Below are 22,710 nucleotides of genomic sequence, written 5' to 3'. Positions count from 1 at the left end.
CGGACACGGCGCGCCGCTGCCGACGCTCGTGCACGGTGGGCCCGGCCGGGCCGGCGGCGGGGAGGAGCTCGGCGGCATCCGCGGCGTGCTCCGCCACCTGCAGCGCACCGCCCTGGAGGGCTCCCCCGATCTGCTCACCGCCGTCACCGGCACCTGGGCCCCGGGGGCGCGGCGGCACGAGGACGGGGTGCACCCGTTCCGCAAGAGTCTCGCCGAGCTGCGGATCGGCGACACCATCCGCTCCGCCGCGCGGAGGGTGACCCGGGCCGACATCGACCACTTCGCGGAGTTCACCGGGGACACCTTCTACGCCCACACCGACGAGGAGGCCGCGGCGGCCAACCCGCTCTTCGGTAGGATCGTGGCGCACGGCTACCTGGTGGTCTCGCTGGCCGCCGGTCTCTTCGTCGACCCCGACCCGGGGCCGGTGCTCGCCAACTTCGGGGTGGACAACCTGCGATTCCTGACTCCGGTCAAGGCCGAGGACGAGATCGCCGTGACCCTGACGGTCAAGCAGATCACCCCCCGCGCCAGCGCGGACTACGGCGAGGTGCGCTGGGACGCGGTGGTGACCAACGCCGCCGGCGACCCGGTGGCCACCTACGACGTACTCACCCTGGTGGCCAAGGAGTAACGAGCCACCCCGACCCAGGGCCCCGCGCGAAGCGCGCGTACGACGCCGAGTCGGCGCAAACTGCTCGCCCTACGACGTCGAGTCGGCGCTTGATGGTCCAACAAGCGCCGACTCGACGCTCTCCGGCGTACAACAAGCGCCGACTCGGCGGTCGCTCAGTTGCCGCGGAAGACCGGCTTCTGCTTGGCCAGGAAGGAGTTCACCGCGCCGGCGTGGTCGGCGGTGGTGGCCAGCCGGGTCTGCGCGTCGGCCTCGGCATGCACCATCTCGAGCACGCCGAGACCACCGGCCGCGGCAGCGAGCAGGGTCTTGGTCTCGGCGTACGCCCGGGTCGGGCCGGCCGCCAGCCGCCTGCCGAGCTCGAGGGCGGTGGCCCCTACCTGCTCCCCCGGTACGACGCGCCCGCTCATCCCCCACTCGACGGCCTGTTGCGGGGAGAACATCTCCCCGAGCAGGATCAGCTCGCTGGCCCGAGCCTGCCCGACGGCGGCCACCAGGGTCGCGGCGAGGCCGGAGTCGGTGGTCAGACCGATGCCGGTGAACGCCGTGCCCAGCCGCGCCTCGGCGGCGTAGACCCGCAGATCGCATGCCATCGCGAAGCCGAGACCCGCCCCGACGCAGGTGCCGTTGACGGCGGCGATCACCGGCTTGGGCATGGTCACGATCGCGGAGACGATCGGCGCGTAGTGCTCCTCGACGGTGTTCAGCGCGGTCGCCGCCTCGGCCGCCAGCGCGGCGGCGTGCTCGCCCAGGTCCTGGCCGACGCAGAAGGAGCGACCGGCACCGGTCAGCACCACCGCCCGCACCTCCTCATCGGCCGCGACCGCGGCCAGCACCTCGCCCAGCCGCACCTTGAGCGCGACGTCGAGCGCGTTGTGCGCCTCCGGCCGGTTGAGCGTGACCACCGCGAGCGCATCGCGGATGTCGAGCAGGACAGGTCCCGAGGTGAGGCTCGTCGTGGTGGTCATGCGGTCCTTCCTATCAGTCGCTGGTGTCGCTCAGCGTGTGGGCCGGCGGTCCACGATGCGCCGCATCTTGCCCACCGACCGCTCGATCCCGCCCGGCTCCCGCACCTCGACCCCGACGGTGACGCCGATCCTGCTCTTCACCAGCCGGCGCAGCTCGACCGCGGCGGCCTCGGCCGCGGCCGTGGCCGCGCTCTCCCGCCGTTCGACCGCGACGACCATCTCGTCGAGGGTGCCGACGCGCTCCAACACGCATTGGAAGTGCGGCGAGAGGGCCGGGGTGGACAGGATCAGCTCCTCGATCTGGGTCGGGAACAGGTTGACCCCGCGCAGGATGATCATGTCGTCGGTGCGACCGGTGATCTTCTCCATCCGGCGCATGGTGCGCGCCGTGCCGGGCAGCAGCCGGGTCAGGTCGCGGGTGCGATATCTGATGATCGGCATCGCCTGCTTGGTCAGCGAGGTGAACACCAGCTCGCCCTCCTCGCCGTCGGGCAGCACCTCGCCGGTGATCGGGTCGATGACCTCGGGATAGAAGTGGTCCTCCCAGATGTGCAGTCCGTCCTTGGTCTCCACGCACTCGTTGGCGACCCCGGGACCCATCACCTCGGAGAGGCCGTAGATGTCGACCGCGTGCATGTCGAGCCGCTCCTCCATCTCGCGGCGCATGTCGTTGGTCCACGGTTCGGCGCCGAAGATGCCGACCTTGAGCGAGGTCGAGCGTGGGTCGATGCCCTGGCGCTCCATCTCGTCGACGATGGCGAGCATGTAGGAGGGCGTCACCATGATCAGATCGGGCTCGAAGTCGGCGATCAGCTGCACCTGACGCTCGGTCATCCCGCCCGAGACCGGCACCACCGTGCAGCCCAGCCTCTCGGCGCCGTAGTGCGCCCCGAGCCCGCCGGTGAACAGTCCGTAGCCGTAGGCGTTGTGCAGGATGTCGCCGGCCCGCCCGCCGGCCGCACGGATGCTGCGCGCCATCACCGTCGCCCAGACCTCGATGTCGTCGCGGGTGTAGCCGACCACCGTCGGCTTGCCGGTGGTGCCGGAGGAGGCGTGCACCCGCACCACCTGCTGGCGCGGCACCGCGAACATGCCGAACGGATAGTTCTCCCGCAGGTCGGCCTTCGTGGTGAAGGGCAGCCTGGCGAGGTCGGCGAGCCCGGTGATGTCATCGGGATGCACCCCGGCGGCATCGAAGCTGGCGCGATAGTGGGCGACGTGGTCGTAGGCGTGTCGCACCGACCAGCGCAGGCGCTCGGCCTGGAGAGCACGCAGCTCGTCGACGGAGGCGGTCTCGATCGGTTCGAGATCGCCGGGCCGGGGGCTCAGATCCTGCATCGGGCTGCTCCGTATCGCCTGGATCGACCGACTCGACCGACCGCGTTCCTGACCGTTCGGTCAGTAACCTAGTCCTGTGGTCGCGGTCACTCAACTTCCACTACCGGGGAGTCACCCTTAACGTGGCCGCATCGCCCTGCCCCTCACCTCGACGGGCCGTCCGGACCAACGGACAGGTCCACCCCAGGAGCCATCTCTCTCATGCGCATCGAGCAGTCCGGTCCGGCCGGCTCCCGGGTCCTCGCCTTCGGCGGCTACCAGCCCGCGACGGTGCTCACCAACGACGAGCTGTCGACCCGGGTGGAGACCACCGACGAGTGGATCCGCTCCCGGGTGGGGATCGCCGAGCGCCGTATCGCCGAGCCGGAGGAGACCATCGTCGACATGGCCGTCGAGGCCGGCGGCAAGGCGCTGGCCCGCAGCGGGCTGCTTCCGGCCGACATCGACCTGGTGATCGTGGCCACCTGTTCGGCGGAGTCCCCGATGCCTGCCCATGCACCGAGCGTGGCGAGCCGGCTCGGCATCCACGCTCCCGGTGCCTTCGACCTCAACGCCGCCTGCGCCGGCTTCGCCTACGGACTCGGTACGGCGGACGGGCTGGTGCGCAGCGGCAGCGCCCGCAACGTGCTCGTCATCGGCGCCGAGAAGATGTCGCAGTGGGTCGACTGGACCGACCGCAGCACCTGTGTCATCTTCGCCGACGGCGCCGGCGCAGCGGTGGTGACCGGTGCCGACCGACCCGGCATCGGCCCGACGGTCTGGGGCAGCGCCGGCGAGCTCGCCGACAAGCTGGTCATCGACGATCGAAGCTCCTTCATCCGCCAGGACGGCCAGGCGATCTTCCGCTGGGCGACCGGCTCGATCGCCCCGGTCGCGCTGGAGGCCTGCCGACGCGCGGGCGTGGCGCCGAACGAACTGGTCGCGATCGCGCCGCACCAGGCCAACCTGCGCATCATCCGGGCCATCGCCCGCGCGATCGGTGCGCCGGGCGCGCTGGTCGCCGAGGACATCGTCTACGCCGGGAACACCTCGGCGGCCTCGATCCCGCTGGCGCTCTCCCGGCTGCTCGATGAGCAGCGGCTCCCCTCCGGGGCGCCGGCCCTGCTGGTCGGGTTCGGTGCCGGCCTGGCCTACGCGGCGCAGGTCGTCGAGCTCCCGTAGGGAGACACCGAGGTGGACCAGTTGTCCCCGGCGACCCGTCCCGGGACGGCGTGTCCCACGGTCACAGGAAGTCGAGCAGCAGGCCCGCACCGAAGGCCAGGCCGAGCGTGACGAGTCCGCCGCCGACGGTGCGCAGCACCGGCCGGCGTGGGTCGGTGCGTGAGAGCCGCGCGCTGATCCAGCCGGCGCCCGCCAGCGCGGTCGCCACCACCGCGGCGGTGGCATAGAACCGCAGCGGCGCCGACAGCAGGATCGTCAGGGCCGGGATCAGGGCGCCGACGGCGAAGGCGAGGAACGAGGCCAGCGCGGCGGCAACCGGGTTCGACGTCTCCTCCGCTCCGTCGCCGAGCGCCTGCTCGGCGTCGCGCTGCGTGCTCACCGAGACGTACTCCCCGGTCGCCATCGACGCCGAGCCGGCCACCAGCCCGGCGACCCCGGCGACGAGCAGATGGCTGCGGCTCTCGGTCACCACGGCCACCCCCATCACCAGGCCCGCGATCGAGGTGAGACCGTCACTGGCGCCCAGGACTCCGGCACGCAGCCAGTTGAGGCGGGTCCGCAGTCGTGCACCCGGGTCGTCGAGGTCGAAGGCGGAGTCGTCCGAGGAGATCAGGGAGAGGGCCACCGAGTCATCGTGTCGACGTACGACGAGCGGGGCGGCACCAGCACGGGTCGCGTCCGTAGCCGGCGGTCGAACGTTGGGTGAAGAGCGGCCCCGGTACCGGCCGGCCGACAGCGGTCGATAGCCGCGGGACAGACCGCCCACAGCGCCCAACAGGCTGGCGCTCCTAGTCTTCCCACCGGCCGACGCAGCCGGCCATCTCGACCCGAGCCGTCCCGACGGCATGCAACGGCGTGAAGGAGACAGATCTCGATGTCACGGACCACGATGTTGAACCGCCGGAGGTTCGTCGAACTCAGCGGAGCCGCGGCGGCCAGCCTCACGTTGGCGGCCTGCGGCTCAAGCGAGGGCGACGGCGGCTCGTCATCGACCTCCAGCGCGGCGAGCACCTCGCTGCCGAGCCATGTCAAGAGCGTGACCGCGATCGACCGGGTCTACGGGGACGGACTCAAGCTGGTCGCGATCGCAGTGGAGTACGACGCGACGATCTTGACCTCCGGCCTGGGCAGCTCCGCCTTCACCGTAGCCGACCGCACCATCACGAACGTCTACGCGAACACCGCAGCCGCCCTAGCCGATTCCGGGACCGACGGGACCTACGTGATCATCGAGATGTCGACCGACGACTCGGCCGCCGCACTGTGGCAGACCGACACTGTCTCCAGCGACGACCTCAGCTCGCGATCCTCAGATGGACCATCGGGCGATCGCCCCTCCGGGGCGCCGTCCGGGATGGCGTCCGGGATGGCGTCCGGGATGGCGTCGGACGCAGCGTCCGGAATGCCGTCCTCGGACGCATCGGATGGCGCCGGCGGCGGGATGGAGATCGAGCGGCTCTCCGACGCCTCCGCCTCGATCACGCAGAAGAGCGCACTGCGGACCGCCTCCGGTTCGAGCATCGCCGCCAGTGACTCGGCGTTCGGGGTGACTGCGGAGATCCGGCTGATCGTCGATGACTTCGTCCAGAAGACCTACCAGGACTCCCAGACCGGCGAATCCCTGCCCTACAACCTCTATGTGCCCACGGGCTACGACGAGACGAAGTCCTATCCACTGGTGCTCTTCATGCACGACGCCACCGTGACCGGATCGAACCCGCTGAACACCCTGTGCCAGGGGTTGGGCGCGATCTCGTGGGCGAGCCCGGAGGCGCAGGCGAAGCAGGCCGCGTTCGTGCTCGCACCGCAGTACGACAGCGCAGTGGCCGGCGACGACTTCACCACCTCCGACATGCTTCCGACGACCGTGCACCTGGTGCGGGCCCTAACCAAGAAGTACAGCATCGACACCGATCGCCTCTACTCCACCGGCCAGTCCGGTGGCGGCATGCAGGCGATCGCGATGGACATCGACTATCCGAACCTGTTCGCCTCCACCTGGATCGTCGCCGCCCAGTGGGACCCGGCCAAGGTCGCACCGCTGGCCGACAAGCCGCTGTGGATCACCGTGGCGCGTGGGGACGCGAAGGCGTACCCGTACGAGAACAAGATCACCAAGGCGCTGGAGAAGGACGGCGCGACCGTCTCGCGGGCCACCTGGAACGGTAAGTGGCCGGTCGCGCATCTCGACGCGGCAGCCAAGAAACAGGCCGGCGAGGGCGCCTCGGTGAACTACTCGATCTTCAAGAAGGGCAGTGTCATCCCCAGCGGGGTGGAGGACAACGCCACCAACGAACATCTGTGCACCTGGCAGGTCGCCTACACCATCGACTACATCCGGGACTGGATCTACCAGCAGCACAAATAGCCGCGGCTCACCCGGCCGGGAGTACGACGACCCCGTCCTCGTCGGCCACCACGAGGTCTCCCGGCCGGATCGAGATGCCACCGAGCACCACCGGCACCTCGGTGACACCGGTGCCGCGCTTGTCGCTGCGTCGCGGGCAAGATCCGAGCGCCACGATCCCCACCCCGATCCCGGCCAGCGCCGCCACGTCGCGGACCGCGGCGTCGAGCACCAGGCCGGCCCAGCCGTTGTCCGCCGCGAGCGTGGCCATCTGGTCGCCGAGCAGCGCGGTCCGCCGCGATCCACCGCCGGCGACCACCACGACCCGGCCCTCCCCCGGCGTGGCGAGGAGCTGCCGGAGCAGGACGTTGTCCTCCACACAGGACACGGTGGCCGCGCGGCCGGCGAAGTGCGACCGTCCGCCGTAGCTCGCCAGCGCGAGGTCGATCACCCGGGCGTCCGGATGCTCGTCCAGCAGATCCGCGGTCGCCGGGAGCGGTGCATCGATCATCGTCGTCTCTCCTTGTCGAGCTCGGTCGTCGCTCACAGCTGATGCCATCGCATGCCCCCATCGATCGGGATGACGGCGCCGCTGACGAAGTCGCTGTCGGGCGAGCACAGGAAGGCCGCCATCCGTGCGACGTCGACCGGGTCGCCGTACCGGCCGATCGGGATCTCCCTGATCTGGGCCGCCCGCGCGTCCTGGTCGTAGTGCCGGCGCATCGGTGGCGTCAGGACGCGTCCGGGAGCCAGCGAGTTGACGGTGATGCCGAACCGCCCGAGCTCCCGGGACAGCCCCTTGGCGAAGGCGTGCATCGCGGACTTGGCGGCGAAGGTGCCGCTCGCCACCTGGGGTTCGGACTTGCCGGTGACGAACACGATCCGACCGAACCCGGCCGCCCGCATGATCGGCACCACTCTCTGGACCAGCCGGCGTTGCGCATCGAAGTTGACGGCTCGAGCCGCCTCCCACAGCTCCTCGCCCGCGTCGAGTCCGGCGTCGACCCGGCCGCCGGCGCTGCTGGCCAGGATGTCGATCCCGCCGTGATCGGTCACCACCCGCCGGACCGTCCGGTCGAGCTCCGCCGTCGAGGTCAGGTCGGTGGGATACACCGACGGCGTCGCGAACCCCTCGGCGGCGATCTCGGCGGCCGTCTGGGTCAACCGCTGCTCGTTGCGCGCCACCAGCGCCAGGCGCGCGCCCTCACCTGCCAGGCACCGGGCGATGGCTCGACCGATCCCCGAGCTGGCCCCGGTCACCACGGCGACTCGGCCGGCGAGATCCAGGTCCATTCAGCTCTCCTCGAGGTCGCCGGCACCAGAGGGCCGCGGCTGCCAGGCCGGAAGGTCCGCTCGTCGATCGACGAGCACACCCACCCGCCCACCCCGGGTCAGGCCGCGGGGCCGCTGCCCGAGGTTGACCACGAACCGGAGCCCGCCGACGCGACAGGTGACCTCGGTGTGGTTGCCGAGGAACTCGACCAGCTCGACCTCGGCCTCGAGACCGCCCTCCTCCGCAGCAGCGATGGTCAACGACTCCGGACGCACCAGCAGGTCGATCGGATCTCCCACTCGAGCCCGACTCGCGCCGTTGCTTTCCCGGATCGGGAACGACGGCGCGCCCGCGGCCCCCTGGATCGTCGCCGCCGCGCCGGCGCCCTCGGCCACCACCACCGCCGGCAGGACGTTGATCGGGCCGAGCGCCTCGGCGACGAACCGGTTCGCCGGCGCGGAGTAGAGCTCATCGGGCGTGCCCGTCTGCTGGGCGATCCCGTCGCGCATCACCACCACTCGGTCCGAGAGCGCCAGCGCCTCGCTCCGGTCGTGGGTCACGTACAGCATCGACAGTCCGAGCTCTCGTTGGACGGTGTGGATCTCGGTGCGCATCCGCACCCGGAGCTCGGTGTCCAGATTGCTCAGCGGCTCGTCGAGCAGCAGCAGGTTCGGCCGGGTCACCAGGCCACGTGCGAGCACGACCCGCTGCTGCTGCCCACCGCTGAGGTTGGTCGCCGATCGCGGTCCGTACCCGCCGAGCCCGACGAGGTCCAGCATCTCCTCGGTCCGGCGCTGGATCTCGGCTCGCGGCAGACGCTGCGCCCGCAGCCCGTACGCCACGTTCTGGAAGACCGTCATGTGCGGCCACAACGCGTAGGACTGGAAGACCATGTTGACCGACCGACGCTCCGGCCGCACATGCGTCGTCCGGTCCCCGACGAGCTCGCCGCCGAGGCGGATCGAGCCGGCGCTGGCCCGGTGCAGGCCGCCGACGCACCGCAGGGTGGTCGTCTTGCCACAGCCGCTCGGCCCGAGGAGCGTGACGAGCTCACCGCGTCGGATCTGCAGATCGAGCCCGTCGACCACCTTGGTGGTGCCGTACGTCGCCTCGAGTGCCGTCACCTCGAGCACCAGCTCGGATCCGGTGCCGCCGCCGGTGCTCGCCGGCACCTCCGGCCGGCGGTGTCGCAGCATGCTGGTCATGACTCTCCTCGCTTGAGTCGGAAGACGGCGCGCAGGATCGGGACCGAGACCAGCATGATCACCAGCTGCAGCAGTCCGACCGCACACGCCCGGTTGAGCGCGCTCGTCGAGTAGTTCCAGGCGACCACGGAGAGCACCTGGGTGTTGGGGGAATAGAGCACCACCGCGACGGTGAGCTCGCGCAGGGTCAGCACGAAGATCAGCACGAAGGCGCTGAACAGCGACGGCCTGATCAGGGGCATCACGATCTTGCGGACCGTGGCCAGGCCCGAGACGCCGCACATCCGGGAGGCCTCCTCCAGGGACGGGTCGATCTGCTTGAGTCCGTTGGACACGAGCCGGATCGCATGGGTCACGCAGATCGCCACCATGCCGACCCCGATGATCGCCAGCGTGCCGTAGAACGGCGTACGGATGAGGAACAGCAGCAGGCCGGTGCCCATCACCAGGCCGGGGACCGCCAACGGGGCCGTCGCCAGATAGGAGAGCGCGGCGGCTCCCCTGATCTTCACCCGATCGGAGAGATAGACCACGACCAGGGCGATCGCGATGCAGACGATCGGGACGACGACCGCGAGCTCGAGAGTGTTCAGGGTCGCTTGGCGCACCCCCGGCGTGTTCAGCGCGTCCCACAGGTAGGAGAAGGACAGGCTGATGTCGGACAGCGACGGCGGCAGGTAGGCCGAGAGAGCCATCAGGACCATCGCCGCGAGTGGCACCAGGAAGGCGACCATGCCGTAGACCACCGTCACCGCCCACACCAGCGACGCGGTACGGCGCGTCGGGCGGCTGACGCTGTGCTGGAGCCCGCGGCCGGTCACCGACACGAAGCGCTCGCCGTTCCGCACCGTGCGGGAGTAGAGGTACAACCCGATCAGGCTGACCAGCATCAACTCGACCGCGACGGCTGCCGCGTAGGCGTAGTCCTGGAACTCGCCGTACAGGGCGCGATAGATGGTCACCGACAGCGGCCGGAACGCACCCTGCTGGCCCAGGATCTGCGGGACCGAGAACTCCCCGATCGACAGGATCGCGATGAAGAGCATCGAGGACAGGATCGAGGCCCGCAGCAGCGGCATCGAGACCCGCAGGGTGGTGTAGAGACTCCCGCGCCCGCACATCAAGGATGCCTCCTCCATGCGCGAGTCGATCCGTCGCATCGAGGCGGAGATGAACAGATACGCGTACGGCACGTGGTGGGTCACCAGGATGAAGATCATCCCCCAGATGCTCAACACGTTGACGTGCAGCCACCCCGGTACGCCGAGGGAGCCGAGGGTCTTGTTGATCAGACCGGTCTCGGGCGTGCCCAGCCAGACCCAGGCCACCGCGGTGACGAAGGAGGGCACGAAGAGCGCGCCGAGAATGAGCACCTCGCGGATCCGGGTGCCGCGCATCGAGAGCCGCACCGTCGTCCAGGCGAAGCCGGCGGCCACCACGGTGGAGAGCACCCCGATGACCAACGAGAAGGCCATCGACTTGGCCAGCAGCCACCACTGGCTGGCGCGCCCGAAGGCCTCCTGGAGCGCCCGCGCGGTGAACCCGGCGGCCGGCTCGATCGGGTCGACGGAGATCGACGCCACCACGACGTAGACCAGCGGAGCCCCGATCAGGCCGAGCATGACGAGCCAGCACAGCACGAGGAGTGCGCGATCCTGGGCGGATCTGGCCGGCGCCGCAGACGCCCGGTCGGGCGCGGCGGCCACCGGCAGCGCGGCCGAGGGGGTCGGCGGGGTGGCCAGGGTCATCGGCTCTGGCCGAACGTGTCGTCCCACTTCTGCACGAAGGTGTCCAGGGCGTCACCGGTGAAGTCGGGATCGGTCTGCCAACCGGTCCACACCGTCGTGGGCGGGGTGTACCAGCTCAGCTTCTTGATGAAGTCCCGGTCGTCCTTCCAGCCGTTCATCACCGAGATGCCGCCGGTCGCGGAGCTCACCGCGTCCTGTGCCTTCATGGTCATCATGTATTCCTGATACAGCCGCGCGGCCGCCGGGTGCGGCGCGTCGGTGACCACCGACTGGTAGAACTGCGACCCGGAGCTGGTCGGCAGGCCCGCGAACTTGAGCGGCGCGCCGCTGGCGGCGAGCTCACCCCATTGCGACTCGGTGGCGAAGATGGTGGCGCTGTAGGTTCCGGCGGTGATCTGTTGGGACATCGCCATGATGCTGGTCTGCACCGAGGGATCCTGGGCGGCCAGCTTCTTCAGGTAGTCCCACCCGTACGTGTCACCGTAGTTCTCGATCAAGTTGGCGTAGATCGCCATGCCCGAGCCACCGGCGGCCGGGTCGATCACGATGACCTTGCCCTTCAGCGTGGGGTCGAGCAGGCCCTCGTAGGGATCGGCCTCGAGCTCCTTCTGGACGTCCGCGGGGACGGTCTCGGTGTTCCAGCCGACCACCGCGGTGGCCTGATAGAGCGGGTAGGCGTAGCCCGCGACCACGTCGTCGCTGGGGAACTTGCCGGCCGTGGCGGGCGTGTACTTGGCGAGCGCACCGTCGTCGACGAAGGACTGGACGTCGTCGAGGTTGCCGGTCGAGAACACGTCGGCCTGCACCTTGTGGGTGGTCACCTGGGTCTTGAACGTCGTCCCGATCTCCGAGCTCGACTGCCGGAAGACCTTGACCTTGATCCCGTACTTGTCGGTGAAGCCCTTCGACCAGTCCGCCACCTCCTCCTGGTCGGTGGAGGTGAAGACGGTGAGGGTGCCTTCCTTCTTGGCCTCGGCCACCAGGTCACTCATCGAGTTCGCGGCCGAGTCGACCTTCGCCCACTTGCTGTCCGAGGCGCTACCCGACCCGGACCCGCAACCCGCGACAGCGGTCAGGAGGAGTGCGGCCAGACACGCTGCCGGTAGGTGGAGCTTACTCATGTTGGATCACCTTTCTGGGGCTGAGCGTCAGCGAGGTCGGTGCGGCCGACCAGCTGCACGACCTCGCACCGGGGAGCGGCCGAACTCAACGGGGCACGATCGGATGCCGCGGAGCCCGTGATCGGCTACCCGGACCTCGGGCGACGCGACCTCGATCAAACGGGTGGTGGCATGCGCGGTCATGGCTGCTCACCTCTCGTTGGACAACCGCGCGCGCCGAAGATGGGCCTCGGCTCACCGACGATGGCGCGCCCCTCGGTGCTCGACGGGCTCGTGTTCAGACCATGTCACCGTTGTGTTACGTATTGCGTCAATAAATTTCTTATGACGTAATACACTCCGACACCCCATCGACCCAGGAGCGTCCGATGAAGAAGCGAAGCCAGCAAGACACCGCCGTCGCCGGCCGCCAGGAGGGACGACACGAGTACTTCATCCAGTCCCTGGCGCGCGGACTCGCCGTGCTCGATGCCTTCTCCGCACATCGGCCGGAGCTGGCGATCAAGGACATCGCCGACGTCGCCGGAGTCAGTCACCCCAGCGCGTTGCGCATCGGCTACACCCTGGTGGAGATGGGATACCTGGTGCGCAATCCAATCTCGAAGGGCTACCGGCTCGGCCCGAAGATCGTCTCCGTGGGTATGGCCACACTGAACTCGCTGACCCTCCCCGAGTTGGCCGAGCCCTATCTGATCGACCTGCGCAATCGCACCCAGGAGACCGTCAAGCTCGCCATTCATGCAGGCCCGACGGTCGTGTTCGTCTCACGGCTCCCGTCGCTGCTGCACCCGCCGTCCGGGCACTACCTCGGCTCGTCCCTTCCGATCCACGCCTCGTCCCTGGGGCGCGCCATCTTGGCGTGGCTTCCCGTGGAGACGGCGGACGAACTCATCGCGCAGGCGGCTGACGTCCGGCTGACGCCCCATACGCCGACCAAGGACGAGGTGCGGAAGCGGCTCACCAGGATTCGACGCCGCGGTTACGAGACCAACGACCGTGGCACCACCCTGGAGAATCGTGCCGTCAGCGCGCCGCTGCTCGATGCCACTCACACGGCCGTCGGTGCCATCAACATCTCCATCTCGGCGCAGCGGATCACGGTAGCCGAGCTGACCAAGCGTATCGCGCCGGAGGTGGTCGCCACCGCACGAGCGATCAGCTCGAGCCTGCCACTCAATCTCCAGGGATCCGGATGGACCTCACATCTGGTCTCCTAGACCGACACGAGTCCTAGATCGAATCCCCCTGCTAGCAGCGCCGGGGAGCAGTCGGTTGTGGACAGCAGATGCGGAGCGGAGGGCCGTGGGAATGTCCTCACCACAGGTCGCGCGAGCGATAGAAGCGCTCGAAGAAGGAGACCTTCGCGCGATCCGCGGCCGCCATGGCGCCGAAGCCGTCACCGAGCTTCATCACCCGCGCGGAGCCAGAGGTGGTGCGCCTCCAGCGAGGCAGTCCGCGACCGTTCGGATCGCCATGCGCGGCGAAGTTGACGACGTAGGAGGAGAGCGTGTCGGCGATCTCGCGATCCGTGTCGGTCCAGTCCACGTCGCTGGCGTAGAGATTGTCGAAGACGTACGGAATCTCCGATCCGTGCCCAGCCCCGGTCGAACCGGGCTGGGCGTGGTTCCAGAAGTAGTTGAACACAGGGCTCTTCGCGTGCGCTGCCCATTCACTCGTCCACAGCCAGGTCGAGACACGGGCACTGTCTCGGGCGGACTCGATGAACGCTGTCGTCGCCTCGTCATCGGTGGTCGCCGGATACCGTGCCAGGAACTCCCCAGCCATCGCGCCGTACTGGGTCTCGACGGCCGCCCGGTAGTCCGCGAGCGTCGTGGTGGTCCCCACGGCCGCGCCGTTCTCGTCCTTGTTGTTGCCGGTCAGGACCGGTACGTCGTTGAGGTGACCCTTCGCCAGTGTCTGGGCGATCGTGCGCGGCACGACCCACCCATCGAGCACGGGCCGCCACAGCGGAGCGCCCCAGAAGTCATACATCGGAACGGTGATGTTGGGATCTGAAGCACTGTTGTAGGTAAGGAGGTCGGCGACGCTGAGCGCACGCATCTCGGCCAGTGTGGACGCGCCGAGCTTCGCGGCGTAGTCCGTGCCGACACTCTCCGCGTAGGCAGCGGTCCGATAGGAGGTCGGCAGGCAAGCGATCTCAGGGTCGCCGGGATTGCGTACGCCGCTCTCCGCGATCGCGCGCTGGAAGAGCCCCTCGGCCAAGGGCGAATACAGCAGGAACGCGACCGAGCCGGCCCCGGCAGACTGTCCGGCCACCGTCACCCGGCGCGGATCGCCTCCGAAGGCCGCGATGTTGCGTTGAACCCACCTCAGCGCCGCGATCTGGTCGAGCAGGCCATAGTTGCCTGAGGCATCGTGCCCCGACTCCGCACTCAGCGCAGGCGAGGCCATGAACCCGAACATCCCGGTCCGATAGTTGAAGGTGACAACGACCAGACCCTTCTTGGCCAGTCCCGCCCCGTCGAACTGTGCGGCCGACCCTGCTCCCCCAGTGAATCCGCCTCCATAGATCCAGACCAGGACCGGGCGGCGCTCGCGTGAGCTCTCCGCGGCGGTCCAGATGTTGAGGTTCAGGCAATCCTCGCTCATCGTCGAGGTGTCACCGCTGCGCAGCGACTGTGGGCAGACATCGCCGAAGGTGTCGGCAACGCGGACACCCGACCAGGAGGGCGCCGGCTGCGGCACTCGCCACCGGTTCGGCCCGGCGGTGCTGGCCGCGAACGGAATCCCCTTGTACACCGTGACCCCCGTCAACGCCGCGTCGACGCCGCGTATCAGTCCGCTCTCGGTGCGTACGCCGGCCGATGTGGAGTCTCGGGCCGAAGAGCGGCGGGGGATGGCCTCGGCCGGATCCAGCCCGAGGGCGGTGCCGACGCCGACGCCGGCTGCCCCCACGACCAGCGCTCGCCTCCCGAGTCGGTTTCGGCCCCGCGAGTCTGTGCCATATCTGTGATCGCTAATCACGTCCGTACCTCCGGTCGCATTGACTTCGGCCATCCATATCGAGCCGGATTTTGACGCTAGGAGCGCAACGAATATCTCGTCAAGAAGTTTCTCAGACCGAAATTCTGTGAGTCGATCAGAATTGACCCGCTCCACTTTTTACCCGAGACAGTCCGAATAACGACACAAGGTCGGCGGAGTCAGGAGCGACCGGCACCCTGCACCTGCGGCGGCAGGATGGCGCTGATCGCGGCCGCGGTCTCCAACAGGAGAGGAGCCATGGTGCGTTTCAACTCACCGAGGGTGATGCGTTGGGCCGACATCGATAGGTTGATCGCTCCCGCCGGTCTCCCCTCGGCGTCGAGCAACGGCGCCGCCACGGCACGGTTCTCGACTGTGATGCCCTGGTCGTTCGTGGCGTAGCCACGCTGTCGAATACCCGCCAGCCCCTTGACGACGGTGTCCTTGCTGGGAGTGCGCGGGGTCAACTGACGGTCCTCGGAGGCCTCGATGAGCGCCCGTGCCTCCTCCTCCGGGAGATGCGCAAGGATTGCACGACCCATCGCCGACAGGTGGATCGGCAGGGACGAACCCACATAAGTGTTCCCAGGGGGATGGCGAAGCGACGGGATCCTGGAGATGAAGACCACCCGCGGGCCGTCATGGATGGCGAGTTTGATCGTCTCTTGAGTGCGATTGCGTAGATCCACCAGATAAGGATCCGCGAGTTCCGGTAACGTGAGTGAGTTGAGCGTCGCCATCCCGACGGAGATCGCCTTCGGCCCCAACCGATATCCTTTGGTTATTGGATTTCGGACCATGAATCCCGCCTGGGTGAGCGTGTAGCCGATCCGCAGCGCGCTCGGCTGGGTGACCCCTGCGATCTCGGCGATGCTGCGCAGACTCAGTTCGGGACGCTCCGGCGAGAACGCGTCCAGAACGGCGAGCGCCCGGCCGATGGCAGCGATGAAGTAGCTCGATCGCTCACCCATCGGCGCCGCGCCACCTTGCACGGTCGACTCAGACATCAGATCTCGTTTCCTGTCGCGAATACAAGGTACCGATAGCGTAACTCCTACCATCGCGTTCAGCTTAGGTTTCGTACGTCGTAATCTACTGCCGCGCTGCGTACTATGCCACGGCGACCGCCGCATGCTGAGGAGTACGGATGAGAAGCCCTATGTCAAGCCGCCCCGGTCTGGCTGGCGAGGAAGCGTTGCAGGGCGCGGTGTCGGGCGGGGTCGTAGGCGAGGTCGTCTTGCCAGCAGTGCCAGATGATGTGGAGCCAGGCGCGGGCCAGGATGCGCACGGCGTGGGCGTGGTCGTGCCCGCGCGTTCTGGCTCGGTCGTAGTAGTCGGCGGCCCAGGGGTTGGCCAGCCTGGTGTCGGCGGCGAAGTCGATGACGGCGTCGCGCAGTTGTTTGTCGCAGGCCCAGCGGAAGCCGACGGCGCGGAGTTTGCCGGATTGGCGGGTCGAGGGGGCGGCGCCGGCCAGGCAGGTCAGCGATTCGGGGGTGGGGAACCGGGCTCGGCAGTCGCCGATCTCGGCCAGGAGTCGGGCGGCTCGGACGCGTCCGGATCGGGGCAGGCTGGTGAAGATGTGGGCGTCGGCGTGGGCGTCGAGTTGCCGGTCGATCTGCTTCTCGAGGGTCCTGGTCTGTTGGACCAGGGTGTGCAGCAGCGCGACGTAGCTGGCGGTGATGACGGCCTGAACGGTGCCGTGGACGCCGGTGGCCCCGCGGGGCGCGGACAGGATCCGCTGGTGCAGCACGGCTGGGTCGACCTTGCCGGAGTAGCCCTGCTTGCTCAGCCACTCGCCGAGTCGTTTCGGGCTGAGCCAGTCGACCTTGTCCTGGGTGTCGAACCGGGCCAGGAAGGCCAGGCTGATCGCGGAGTCGAGGTCCTTGAACAGCCCCACGGCTGCGGGGAGCACGTTGCGCAGGTGTGCACGGAGCTGGTTCGCTGCGGCGACGCGGTGTTTGACGAGATCTTTGCGGGCGCGGCAGGCCCGTCGCAACGCGACCGTGTCGTCGCGGTCGGGGACCAGTGGACGCAGCCGGGCACGGTCGGTGCGCAGGGTGTCGGCCAAGACGTAGGCGTCGAACCGGTCGTCCTTGTTGCCCGCCGAGCCGTAGCGGCCACGCAGGTTCTTGACCTGGTTCGGCGAGACCACCACGACGACCAGGCCGGCGGCCAGCAGGGTGTCGATGACGGGACCGTCGGGTCGTTCGATGGCGACCTCGCTGACTCCGTGCCGGCCCAGGAAGGTGAGCAGTTCGCGCAGGCCGGCACTAGTGTGCTCGACCGTCGTGGTGGCGATCTTGCGGCCACGGCCGTCGACGATGCATGCGGCGTGGTCGTCACGAGCCCAGTCGATGCCCGCGGTCAGATCATTGGGCGGGAACTCGGGCAGTGCGTTATTCGTGGTGTTGCTGGCAGACTTCACGTCAGCCTCCTCGCTGCTAAGCCCAGTGGGGAGGCACCCTCATCTTCAGTTGATGGTTCGGGTGGCCATGGTGCCGGGACGTGTCTGCCGGTTCGCTCACTGATCGGCGCTCGCAACCATGTCTGGTATTGGCGCACAGCCCTATCGACGGTCCACACGTCCCGGACGACCACCAGGTCCTGCAGATCTCATCCTGGACATCGCTCCAGGTCTGGAACGGGTCAAGCGAGCAGGGCAGTGACCTGGTGGCACCCGGGGTGCATCGGCGCTCTGTCTGAGAACGCCGACAAGAGGATGGTGGACCAGTGAGCTCGGTGATGATCGACGTACGCTCACTGGGCGTCTCGTTCGGATCGACGCGCGTGCTGCACGACCTCTCCCTGCGGCTCGAGGCCGGCCGCACCGTCGGGGTCGTCGGCGAGTCGGGGTCGGGCAAGTCCACGCTCGCCAAGGTGCTCGTCGGCGTCGTCGAGCCGAACACGGGCGAGGTCGTCGTCGCCGACACGGACGTACGCCGACTCGGCCGCCGTAGCCGGCGCGAGATCCAGGCCTATCGCCGGCGGGTACAGATGATCCCGCAGGACCCGTTCTCCTCGCTCTCCCCGCGACGCACGATCGGGCAGACCCTCGCCGAGGCCCTCGACCCGGTGCGGGCCAACGTGCGCCGTGTCGAGGATCGCATCGTCGAATGGCTGGAGCGTGTCGGCCTCCCCGCGGATGCCATGGGTCGCTATCCGCACGAGTTCTCCGGCGGACAGAGACAACGCGTCGCGATCGCGCGCAGCCTCATCGTGGAGCCCTCGGTGGTGATCGCGGACGAGATCACCTCGGCCCTCGACGTCTCGGTGCAGGCCCAGATCCTCGATCTGATCGCCGAGATCAAGCAGGGACTCGGCCTGACGATGGTGTTCATCTCGCACAATCTGGCGGTGGTGCAGCGGGTCAGTGACATGGTCGCCGTCATGTACCACGGGGAGATCGTCGAGGTGGGCGCGGTGGAGCAGATCTACGCCGATCCCCGGCACTGGTACACGAAGCGACTCCTCGACGCGGACCCGGGCGCACCCGGATTCGACCTCGCATGGTGACCGAGCTCGACGCGGTGGGCGGTCGTCCGCAGCCGACCGGAGCGCGTCTGCCGGGCACGCCCATCGCAGCCGAGCCGGTGCGACTGGTCGGCGCGACCGTGATCGACGGAGCCCGGCACGATCCGCTGCCGGACGCGGAGGTCGAGATCGTCGAGGGTCGCATCGTCTACGTCGGCCCGAGACGATCCCGCGACCGCGCGGCGGCGCGGGTCGTCGACCTGCGTGGGGGCTGGCTCATGCCCGGGTTCGTCGACACCCACGTACACCTGGACATGAGCCCGGCGCCGGTCGAGCGTCGGCGTGAGTGGTTCCCGGAGGAGGCCGTGATCGCGACGCTGGGCAACCTGCGCGCCACGATCGACGCCGGCGTGACGACCGCACGCGACCTCAGTGGCCTGACGCCGGGCTACCGGTCGAGCATCGCGGCGGGCGACGTGGTGGGTCCGCGCCTGCACCTGGCCATCGCCTTGCTCTCGCCGACGGGTGGGCACGCCGACCCGGTGCTCGCGAACGGCTCGGTGCCACTGTGGGCCGAGCGCGCCACGACGCCGAGCTGGGCGGTCGTCGACACCGCCGACGAGGTGGTGCGCACGGTGCGCGCCCTGGTGCGCACCGGTGCCGACGTGATCAAGGTGTGCACCTCCGGGGGCGTGACCTCCCCGCACGACAGCCCCGCGGACGTCGGCATCCCACGCGAGCACGTCGAGCTCATCGTGCGAGAGCTGGCGAACAGGCAGGGACAGCCGGTCGCGGCGCATGCTCAGAACGACGTGAGCGTCCGCGCCGCGGTCCTCGGCGGAGCGGCGAGCGTGGAGCACGGCTACGAGATGACCGACGCCACCATCGAGCTGCTGGTGGAGCGCGGCACCACGCTGGTGCCCACCCTCAGCACACTGCTGCGGCCGCCACCGGCCGGCTCCGGAGCCGAGGCCGTCGAGGCTCGCCGCGTGCGTCAGGAGCACGGGCGCTCGTCGGTGCGGCGGGCGGTGGCGGCCGGCGTCCGGGTCGCCCTCGGCACGGACGCCGGCATCCATCCACAGGGCCGCAACCTGGCCGAGCTCGGCCATCTGGTCAGGGCGGGGCTCACTCCGCTCGAGGCGGTGCACGCCGGCACGCTCGCCGGGGCCCGGCTGCTGCGCCTCGACGACCGGCTCGGCTCGATCCGTGCCGGCGCGCTCGCGGACCTGGTGATCACCGGGATCGACCCGCTCGACCGGATCGACGACCTCGCCGAGCCGAGTGCCGTGCGTGCCGTGCTGCAGGGTGGACGGTTCGTCAAGGACCTCGATGGGCTCGGCCGACGCTGAGCGTGGATCCGGGTCGAGCCGGTGCGGGGCCTCACCGCGCGAGCGTCGCGAGCGCGTCCTCGATGACCGCCACGACCGCGTCCGGCGCCGCGTGCGGTACGGCGTGGCTGGTGGCAGCCTCGCTCACCCGTGCACCGGCGCGCTCGGCCATGTCGCGCTGCGCCTCGACCCGGAGGTGCTTGTCGCGGGTCGCGAGCAGGTACCAGCTCGGCCGGCTGGCCCACGCCGGGGACCCGGTCGTCTCGGTGAAGATCGCGTCGGCGCAGACCCGGTCGTCGCCGTGCCGTTCCCAGATCTCGTCGGGGACGTCCCAGGCGAGTGCGGCGCGCGCCTCGGGGCTGCGGTCGTAGATCCATTCGCCGCCGGGCCCGCGGGTCATGGAGGCCGACACCTCGGCCGGCGGGTAGGAGTTCACGATCTGCTGCACCGACTCACCCTGGTCCGGCGCGAACGCGGCCACGTAGACGAGACCGCGCACGCGGTCGTGCCGGCCGGCATCGGTGATGACCGCGCCGCCGTAGGAGTGACCGACCAGCAGCACGTCGTCGTCGGCCTCGCCGATGATCGCGCGCACGCGCTCGACATCGGCGTACAGGGACTGCGAGGGGTTGTCGGCCGCGGTGGCGGCGATGCCGCGTTCCGCGAGCCGGGGGAGGACGGAGGACCACGAGCGGTCCGAACCGCCGGATCCGTGGACGAGCACGACATGCATCGGGATCTCCTCGGGTCACCGGGCCGGCGTGTCCGCAGCGCACTCCAGGCTCAGCCACAGTTCGAAGCAGTTGCTGCGGGTGAGGCTCACCGCGCCGATGCTCGCGCGCCCCACGGACCCGACGTCGGGGCCGAACACATCCAGGTACAGCTCGGTCGCCGCGTTGGAGACCTCGTTGAGGCGGTCGAAGCCGGGGGCGCACAGCACGAAGCACAAGGCGCGGGAGAGGGCCACGACGCGGTCGAGCGAGCCGATCGCGTAGCGGATCATGCCGAGGCTGTGGACCGCGGTGAGCCGGGCGGCCGCTCGGGCCTGGTCGAGGCTCACGTCGGCTCCGACCACCCCGGGATGCAGCTGCTCGCCGGCGCGGCTCTCCGGGGTGAGGCCGCTGAGCTCGACGAGCGCGCCGATGCGGTGGAACGCCTTGAGCCCACCGCCGTAGCGGCCGCCGTACGGCGGGTTCGCGTAGTCCGGGATCTCCAGGCCGAGCTCGCGGACCCGGTCCTCGGGGCTGGTCACCGTGCGCTCACCGGGCCGGCAGCAGGATCGTCGGTGCCGGCGCCGCCTCGCGGCCCACGAACGGGATCGGCTGGCACACCATGTGGTGGTCACCCGGCTCGGCGAGCGCGAGGTCCGCGTTCTCGAGGATCACGACGTTCGCGCCGAGCAGGATGACGTGGGACGGCCAGAGGTCGGTGTGGTCGGGCGCCTCCATCGTCAGGTAGTCGATTCCGGCGAACACGACGCCGTGCTCGACGAGCCACTCGGCGCCGGACGGACCCAGACCCACCCAGGTCTCGCTCTTCTCGTTCCGGGTGAGGGCATCGGTGGAGTTCCGGGTCTTGAAGAGCACCCGGGTGGCGCCGTCGGCGCCGGCCGCCCGGAGGTCCTCCGCGGTGATCTCGCGCTCGACGTGCCGCAGGTCGAGCACCCGGGTGAGGCCGATCGTGCACTCGGCCGGGATCGCGTCGACGGTCATGGCGCCCTTGACGAAATGGCTGGGGGCGTCGACGTGCGTGCCGGTGTGAGCGCCGATGAGCCAGCGCGAGACCTCGCTCGGACTCGTCTCGGTGATCTCCTCGACCATCTCGAAGGTGGGCCGGCGACCCCAGTGCAGCATCTCCGGGTGCACCGGGATGGTGAGGTTGATGATCTCGTGGTCCATGGCCCCAGTATGCCAGATCTGGATACGTTCGATATAGGATTGGATCCATAAGGTCGAAGGAGGCGGATCGAGTGCTCGCACCGGCAGAGCTGGCAGAGGATGTGCGCGGCGATGGGGAGCGCCTCGTCGTGATCTCGGCGGTGTCTCCGTGAGCCGGAGGACCGCCGCGGGGCAGCTGGTCCGCGGCCAGGCGGATGCCCCACCGCTCGCCGTCGCGGGGAGGCCGCGGCGCGTCGTGCCGATGGTGCTCGGTTACGAGCCCATCCCGGAGGCCATCTCGCTCGAAGGCGGCAGTGGGTTCCGCTACCTCCTCGAGCCGGTCACCGCCGCCGCGATCGTCTTCGACGAGGGCTGGATCCTCGTCGACGGCGGTTTCGCACCCGCCCTGCGCGCGCTCACTCGCGGGGGTGGGCCGTTCGAGTACGAGAACTACCTGCCCATCGTGCCGACGGTCGACCCGCTGCGTGAGCAGATCGCGGTGGCGGGACTCGCACTCGACGGACTCGCCGCGCTGCTGCTGACTCACGCGCACTTCGACCACACCGGCGGGGCGCGGCTCCTCGAGAGGCATCAGCCGTTGCTCCTGCAGCGTCGCGAGTGGGAGTACGTGCTCGGCGTCGAGGACGAGCGCGCCGCGTTCGTGTTCGCCGACGACCTCGTGCGGCCCGGGCTCGGCATCGTGCTGCTCGACGGGGACGCCGTGGTCGCACCGGGCCTGCGTGTGATCGACACCGCCGGTCACACCCCCGGCCACCAGTCCATCGTGGTCGAGCTCGCCGAAGGGACGATCGTCCTCGCCGGCGACGCGGCCGATCTCCGGACGAACATCGATCGCCGCGTCGCGACGGGCGCGACCGCCGGCGAGGACGGACCGAGTGCCGCGCGTCGTGCGATCGCACTCCTGGCCGATCTCGACGAGCGGCCCGGCACGACGGTCTGGCCCGCGCACGACCCGGACTGGTCGCCGTGGCGCGCGGCCGTCGACGCGCAGCCTGTCGACCGGCCCGGACGGTGAGGTCGTCGCGCGGGGCCGCGTCTCGAGGCCTGGGTGCGCTCGGCGCCCCTCCGGTGAACGCCGGGCATCTCGGGCCCACCCGGGCCGGCGACAGCGACTCGCGGGCGGCGCCTGCCCGCCTGCCCGTGAGTCGTTACGGCGAATTAACACGCAACGGCGACGGCGGGAAACAGCCGCTCACGACGCTATTACCTGTCAACTGACAGATATGTCCGTCC

21 protein-coding genes are annotated in these 22,710 nt (G+C 69.5%); 7 read left to right on the top strand and 14 right to left on the bottom strand.

Annotation, left to right across the window (positions count from 1 at the left end; all coding sequences use genetic code 11):
• Positions 1-634: MaoC/PaaZ C-terminal domain-containing protein (locus QM638_RS14940; RefSeq protein ID WP_415143037.1), on the top strand; the 634-nt coding region annotated here is incomplete at its 5' end.
• Between the two features lie 155 nt (positions 635-789).
• Here QM638_RS14940 and QM638_RS14935 read toward each other — a convergent pair.
• Together QM638_RS14935 and paaK are read right to left on the bottom strand one after the other, a co-directional pair.
• Positions 790-1,602 (bottom strand): enoyl-CoA hydratase/isomerase family protein, encoded by an 813-nt coding sequence (locus tag QM638_RS14935; protein WP_415143035.1) that lies wholly within the window; start codon positions 1,600-1,602, stop codon positions 790-792.
• Between the two features lie 30 nt (positions 1,603-1,632).
• Entirely contained in the window at positions 1,633-2,940 is a 1,308-nt protein-coding gene (gene paaK, locus QM638_RS14930; RefSeq protein WP_415143033.1) for a phenylacetate--CoA ligase PaaK, read from the bottom strand.
• Positions 2,941-3,141: 201 nt separating this feature from the next.
• Here paaK and QM638_RS14925 point away from each other — a divergent pair, with 201 nt between their 5' ends.
• The gene (locus tag QM638_RS14925) at positions 3,142-4,101 is read left to right on the top strand and encodes a beta-ketoacyl-ACP synthase III (protein WP_415143031.1); all 960 of its coding nucleotides are present in this window, start codon (positions 3,142-3,144) and stop codon (positions 4,099-4,101) included.
• Between the two features lie 61 nt (positions 4,102-4,162).
• Here QM638_RS14925 and QM638_RS14920 read toward each other — a convergent pair whose 3' ends face one another.
• Positions 4,163-4,726, bottom strand: a complete 564-nt coding sequence (locus tag QM638_RS14920; RefSeq protein ID WP_415143029.1) for a VIT1/CCC1 transporter family protein — start codon at positions 4,724-4,726, stop codon at positions 4,163-4,165.
• Between the two features lie 249 nt (positions 4,727-4,975).
• Here QM638_RS14920 and QM638_RS14915 point away from each other — a divergent pair, with 249 nt between their 5' ends.
• Positions 4,976-6,469 carry a hypothetical protein gene (locus QM638_RS14915; RefSeq protein WP_415143028.1) on the top strand — a complete coding sequence of 498 codons (1,494 nt, stop codon included), beginning with the start codon at positions 4,976-4,978 and terminating at the stop codon, positions 6,467-6,469.
• A 7-nt stretch (positions 6,470-6,476) separates the two neighbouring features.
• Here QM638_RS14915 and rraA read toward each other — a convergent pair whose 3' ends face one another.
• Genes rraA through QM638_RS14890 form a run of 5 tightly spaced genes read right to left on the bottom strand, consistent with a single transcriptional unit; the run spans position 6,477 to position 11,795 of the window.
• A complete protein-coding gene (gene rraA / locus QM638_RS14910; protein WP_415143026.1) occupies positions 6,477-6,959 on the bottom strand; it encodes a ribonuclease E activity regulator RraA in 483 nt (160 codons plus the stop codon).
• A gap of 32 nt (positions 6,960-6,991) precedes the next feature.
• Positions 6,992-7,741, bottom strand: coding sequence for an SDR family NAD(P)-dependent oxidoreductase (locus QM638_RS14905; protein WP_415143024.1), 750 nt, complete (start codon positions 7,739-7,741; stop codon positions 6,992-6,994).
• Positions 7,742-8,926, bottom strand: coding sequence for an ABC transporter ATP-binding protein (locus QM638_RS14900; RefSeq protein ID WP_415143022.1), 1,185 nt, complete (start codon positions 8,924-8,926; stop codon positions 7,742-7,744).
• The gene (locus tag QM638_RS14895; protein WP_415143020.1) at positions 8,923-10,674 is read right to left on the bottom strand and encodes an ABC transporter permease; all 1,752 of its coding nucleotides are present in this window, start codon (positions 10,672-10,674) and stop codon (positions 8,923-8,925) included. Before QM638_RS14895 ends, QM638_RS14900 begins: the two co-directional genes overlap by 4 nt.
• Positions 10,671-11,795: an ABC transporter substrate-binding protein gene (locus QM638_RS14890; RefSeq protein WP_415143018.1), complete on the bottom strand. Its 1,125-nt coding sequence runs from the start codon at positions 11,793-11,795 to the stop codon at positions 10,671-10,673. The genes QM638_RS14895 and QM638_RS14890 overlap by 4 nt, the downstream gene beginning before the upstream one ends.
• 368 nt (positions 11,796-12,163) lie before the next feature.
• On the opposite strand from QM638_RS14890, the gene QM638_RS14885 reads away from it, so the two are divergent.
• A complete protein-coding gene (locus QM638_RS14885) occupies positions 12,164-13,012 on the top strand; it encodes an IclR family transcriptional regulator (protein ID WP_415143016.1) in 849 nt (282 codons plus the stop codon).
• 97 nt (positions 13,013-13,109) lie between these two features.
• On the opposite strand, the gene QM638_RS14880 is transcribed toward QM638_RS14885, so the two are convergent.
• The 3 genes from QM638_RS14880 to QM638_RS14870 all read right to left on the bottom strand — a co-directional run bounded on the left by QM638_RS14880 (position 13,110) and on the right by QM638_RS14870 (position 17,205).
• Positions 13,110-14,915, bottom strand: coding sequence for a carboxylesterase/lipase family protein (locus QM638_RS14880; protein WP_415143014.1), 1,806 nt, complete (start codon positions 14,913-14,915; stop codon positions 13,110-13,112).
• Between the two features lie 44 nt (positions 14,916-14,959).
• Complete coding sequence (locus tag QM638_RS14875; protein WP_415143012.1) at positions 14,960-15,787, bottom strand: IclR family transcriptional regulator; 828 nt, start codon at positions 15,785-15,787, stop codon at positions 14,960-14,962.
• A gap of 155 nt (positions 15,788-15,942) precedes the next feature.
• Positions 15,943-17,205 (bottom strand): IS110 family transposase, encoded by a 1,263-nt coding sequence (locus QM638_RS14870; protein ID WP_415143010.1) that lies wholly within the window; start codon positions 17,203-17,205, stop codon positions 15,943-15,945.
• Between the two features lie 305 nt (positions 17,206-17,510).
• Between QM638_RS14870 and QM638_RS14865 the strand changes: the two genes are divergently transcribed.
• Positions 17,511-18,293, top strand: coding sequence for an ABC transporter ATP-binding protein (locus QM638_RS14865; protein WP_415143008.1), 783 nt, complete (start codon positions 17,511-17,513; stop codon positions 18,291-18,293).
• A complete protein-coding gene (locus tag QM638_RS14860; RefSeq protein WP_415143006.1) occupies positions 18,287-19,600 on the top strand; it encodes an amidohydrolase family protein in 1,314 nt (437 codons plus the stop codon). The genes QM638_RS14865 and QM638_RS14860 overlap by 7 nt, the downstream gene beginning before the upstream one ends.
• 31 nt (positions 19,601-19,631) lie before the next feature.
• Here the strand turns inward: QM638_RS14860 and QM638_RS14855 are convergent, their stop codons facing one another.
• Genes QM638_RS14855 through QM638_RS14845 form a run of 3 tightly spaced genes read right to left on the bottom strand, consistent with a single transcriptional unit; the run spans position 19,632 to position 21,477 of the window.
• A complete protein-coding gene (locus QM638_RS14855; RefSeq protein WP_415143004.1) occupies positions 19,632-20,312 on the bottom strand; it encodes an alpha/beta fold hydrolase in 681 nt (226 codons plus the stop codon).
• A gap of 15 nt (positions 20,313-20,327) precedes the next feature.
• Positions 20,328-20,831 carry a RidA family protein gene (locus QM638_RS14850; protein ID WP_415143002.1) on the bottom strand — a complete coding sequence of 168 codons (504 nt, stop codon included), beginning with the start codon at positions 20,829-20,831 and terminating at the stop codon, positions 20,328-20,330.
• Between the two features lie 7 nt (positions 20,832-20,838).
• Positions 20,839-21,477, bottom strand: a complete 639-nt coding sequence (locus tag QM638_RS14845) for a cyclase family protein (protein ID WP_415143000.1) — start codon at positions 21,475-21,477, stop codon at positions 20,839-20,841.
• 148 nt (positions 21,478-21,625) lie between these two features.
• Here QM638_RS14845 and QM638_RS14840 point away from each other — a divergent pair, with 148 nt between their 5' ends.
• Entirely contained in the window at positions 21,626-22,492 is an 867-nt protein-coding gene (locus QM638_RS14840) for an MBL fold metallo-hydrolase (RefSeq protein WP_415142998.1), read from the top strand.
• Positions 22,493-22,710: the final 218 nt, after the last annotated feature.

The sequence above is a fragment of the Nocardioides sp. genome (genome assembly GCF_047606145.1).
In the GTDB taxonomy this organism is placed as follows: Bacteria; Actinomycetota; Actinomycetes; order Propionibacteriales; family Nocardioidaceae; genus Nocardioides.
The sequence above is the reverse complement of the archived record's forward strand: the minus strand, read 5'-3'. Positions and strand labels throughout refer to the sequence as shown.

What these genes read in the sequence shown, in the direction of transcription:
- QM638_RS14935 (WP_415143035.1), bottom strand. Translation starts at nt 1,602, where the DNA reads ATGACCACCACGACGAGCCTCACCTCGGGACCTGTCCTGCTCGACATC.
- QM638_RS14860 (WP_415143006.1), top strand. Translation starts at nt 18,287, where the DNA reads ATGGTGACCGAGCTCGACGCGGTGGGCGGTCGTCCGCAGCCGACCGGA.
- QM638_RS14900 (WP_415143022.1), bottom strand. Translation starts at nt 8,926, where the DNA reads ATGACCAGCATGCTGCGACACCGCCGGCCGGAGGTGCCGGCGAGCACC.
- QM638_RS14845 (WP_415143000.1), bottom strand. Translation starts at nt 21,477, where the DNA reads ATGGACCACGAGATCATCAACCTCACCATCCCGGTGCACCCGGAGATG.
- QM638_RS14885 (WP_415143016.1), top strand. Translation starts at nt 12,164, where the DNA reads ATGAAGAAGCGAAGCCAGCAAGACACCGCCGTCGCCGGCCGCCAGGAG.
- QM638_RS14905 (WP_415143024.1), bottom strand. Translation starts at nt 7,741, where the DNA reads ATGGACCTGGATCTCGCCGGCCGAGTCGCCGTGGTGACCGGGGCCAGC.
- QM638_RS14895 (WP_415143020.1), bottom strand. Translation starts at nt 10,674, where the DNA reads ATGACCCTGGCCACCCCGCCGACCCCCTCGGCCGCGCTGCCGGTGGCC.
- paaK (WP_415143033.1), bottom strand. Translation starts at nt 2,940, where the DNA reads ATGCAGGATCTGAGCCCCCGGCCCGGCGATCTCGAACCGATCGAGACC.
- QM638_RS14875 (WP_415143012.1), bottom strand. Translation starts at nt 15,787, where the DNA reads ATGTCTGAGTCGACCGTGCAAGGTGGCGCGGCGCCGATGGGTGAGCGA.
- QM638_RS14915 (WP_415143028.1), top strand. Translation starts at nt 4,976, where the DNA reads ATGTCACGGACCACGATGTTGAACCGCCGGAGGTTCGTCGAACTCAGC.
- QM638_RS14855 (WP_415143004.1), bottom strand. Translation starts at nt 20,312, where the DNA reads ATGCATGTCGTGCTCGTCCACGGATCCGGCGGTTCGGACCGCTCGTGG.
- rraA (WP_415143026.1), bottom strand. Translation starts at nt 6,959, where the DNA reads ATGATCGATGCACCGCTCCCGGCGACCGCGGATCTGCTGGACGAGCAT.
- QM638_RS14890 (WP_415143018.1), bottom strand. Translation starts at nt 11,795, where the DNA reads ATGAGTAAGCTCCACCTACCGGCAGCGTGTCTGGCCGCACTCCTCCTG.
- QM638_RS14925 (WP_415143031.1), top strand. Translation starts at nt 3,142, where the DNA reads ATGCGCATCGAGCAGTCCGGTCCGGCCGGCTCCCGGGTCCTCGCCTTC.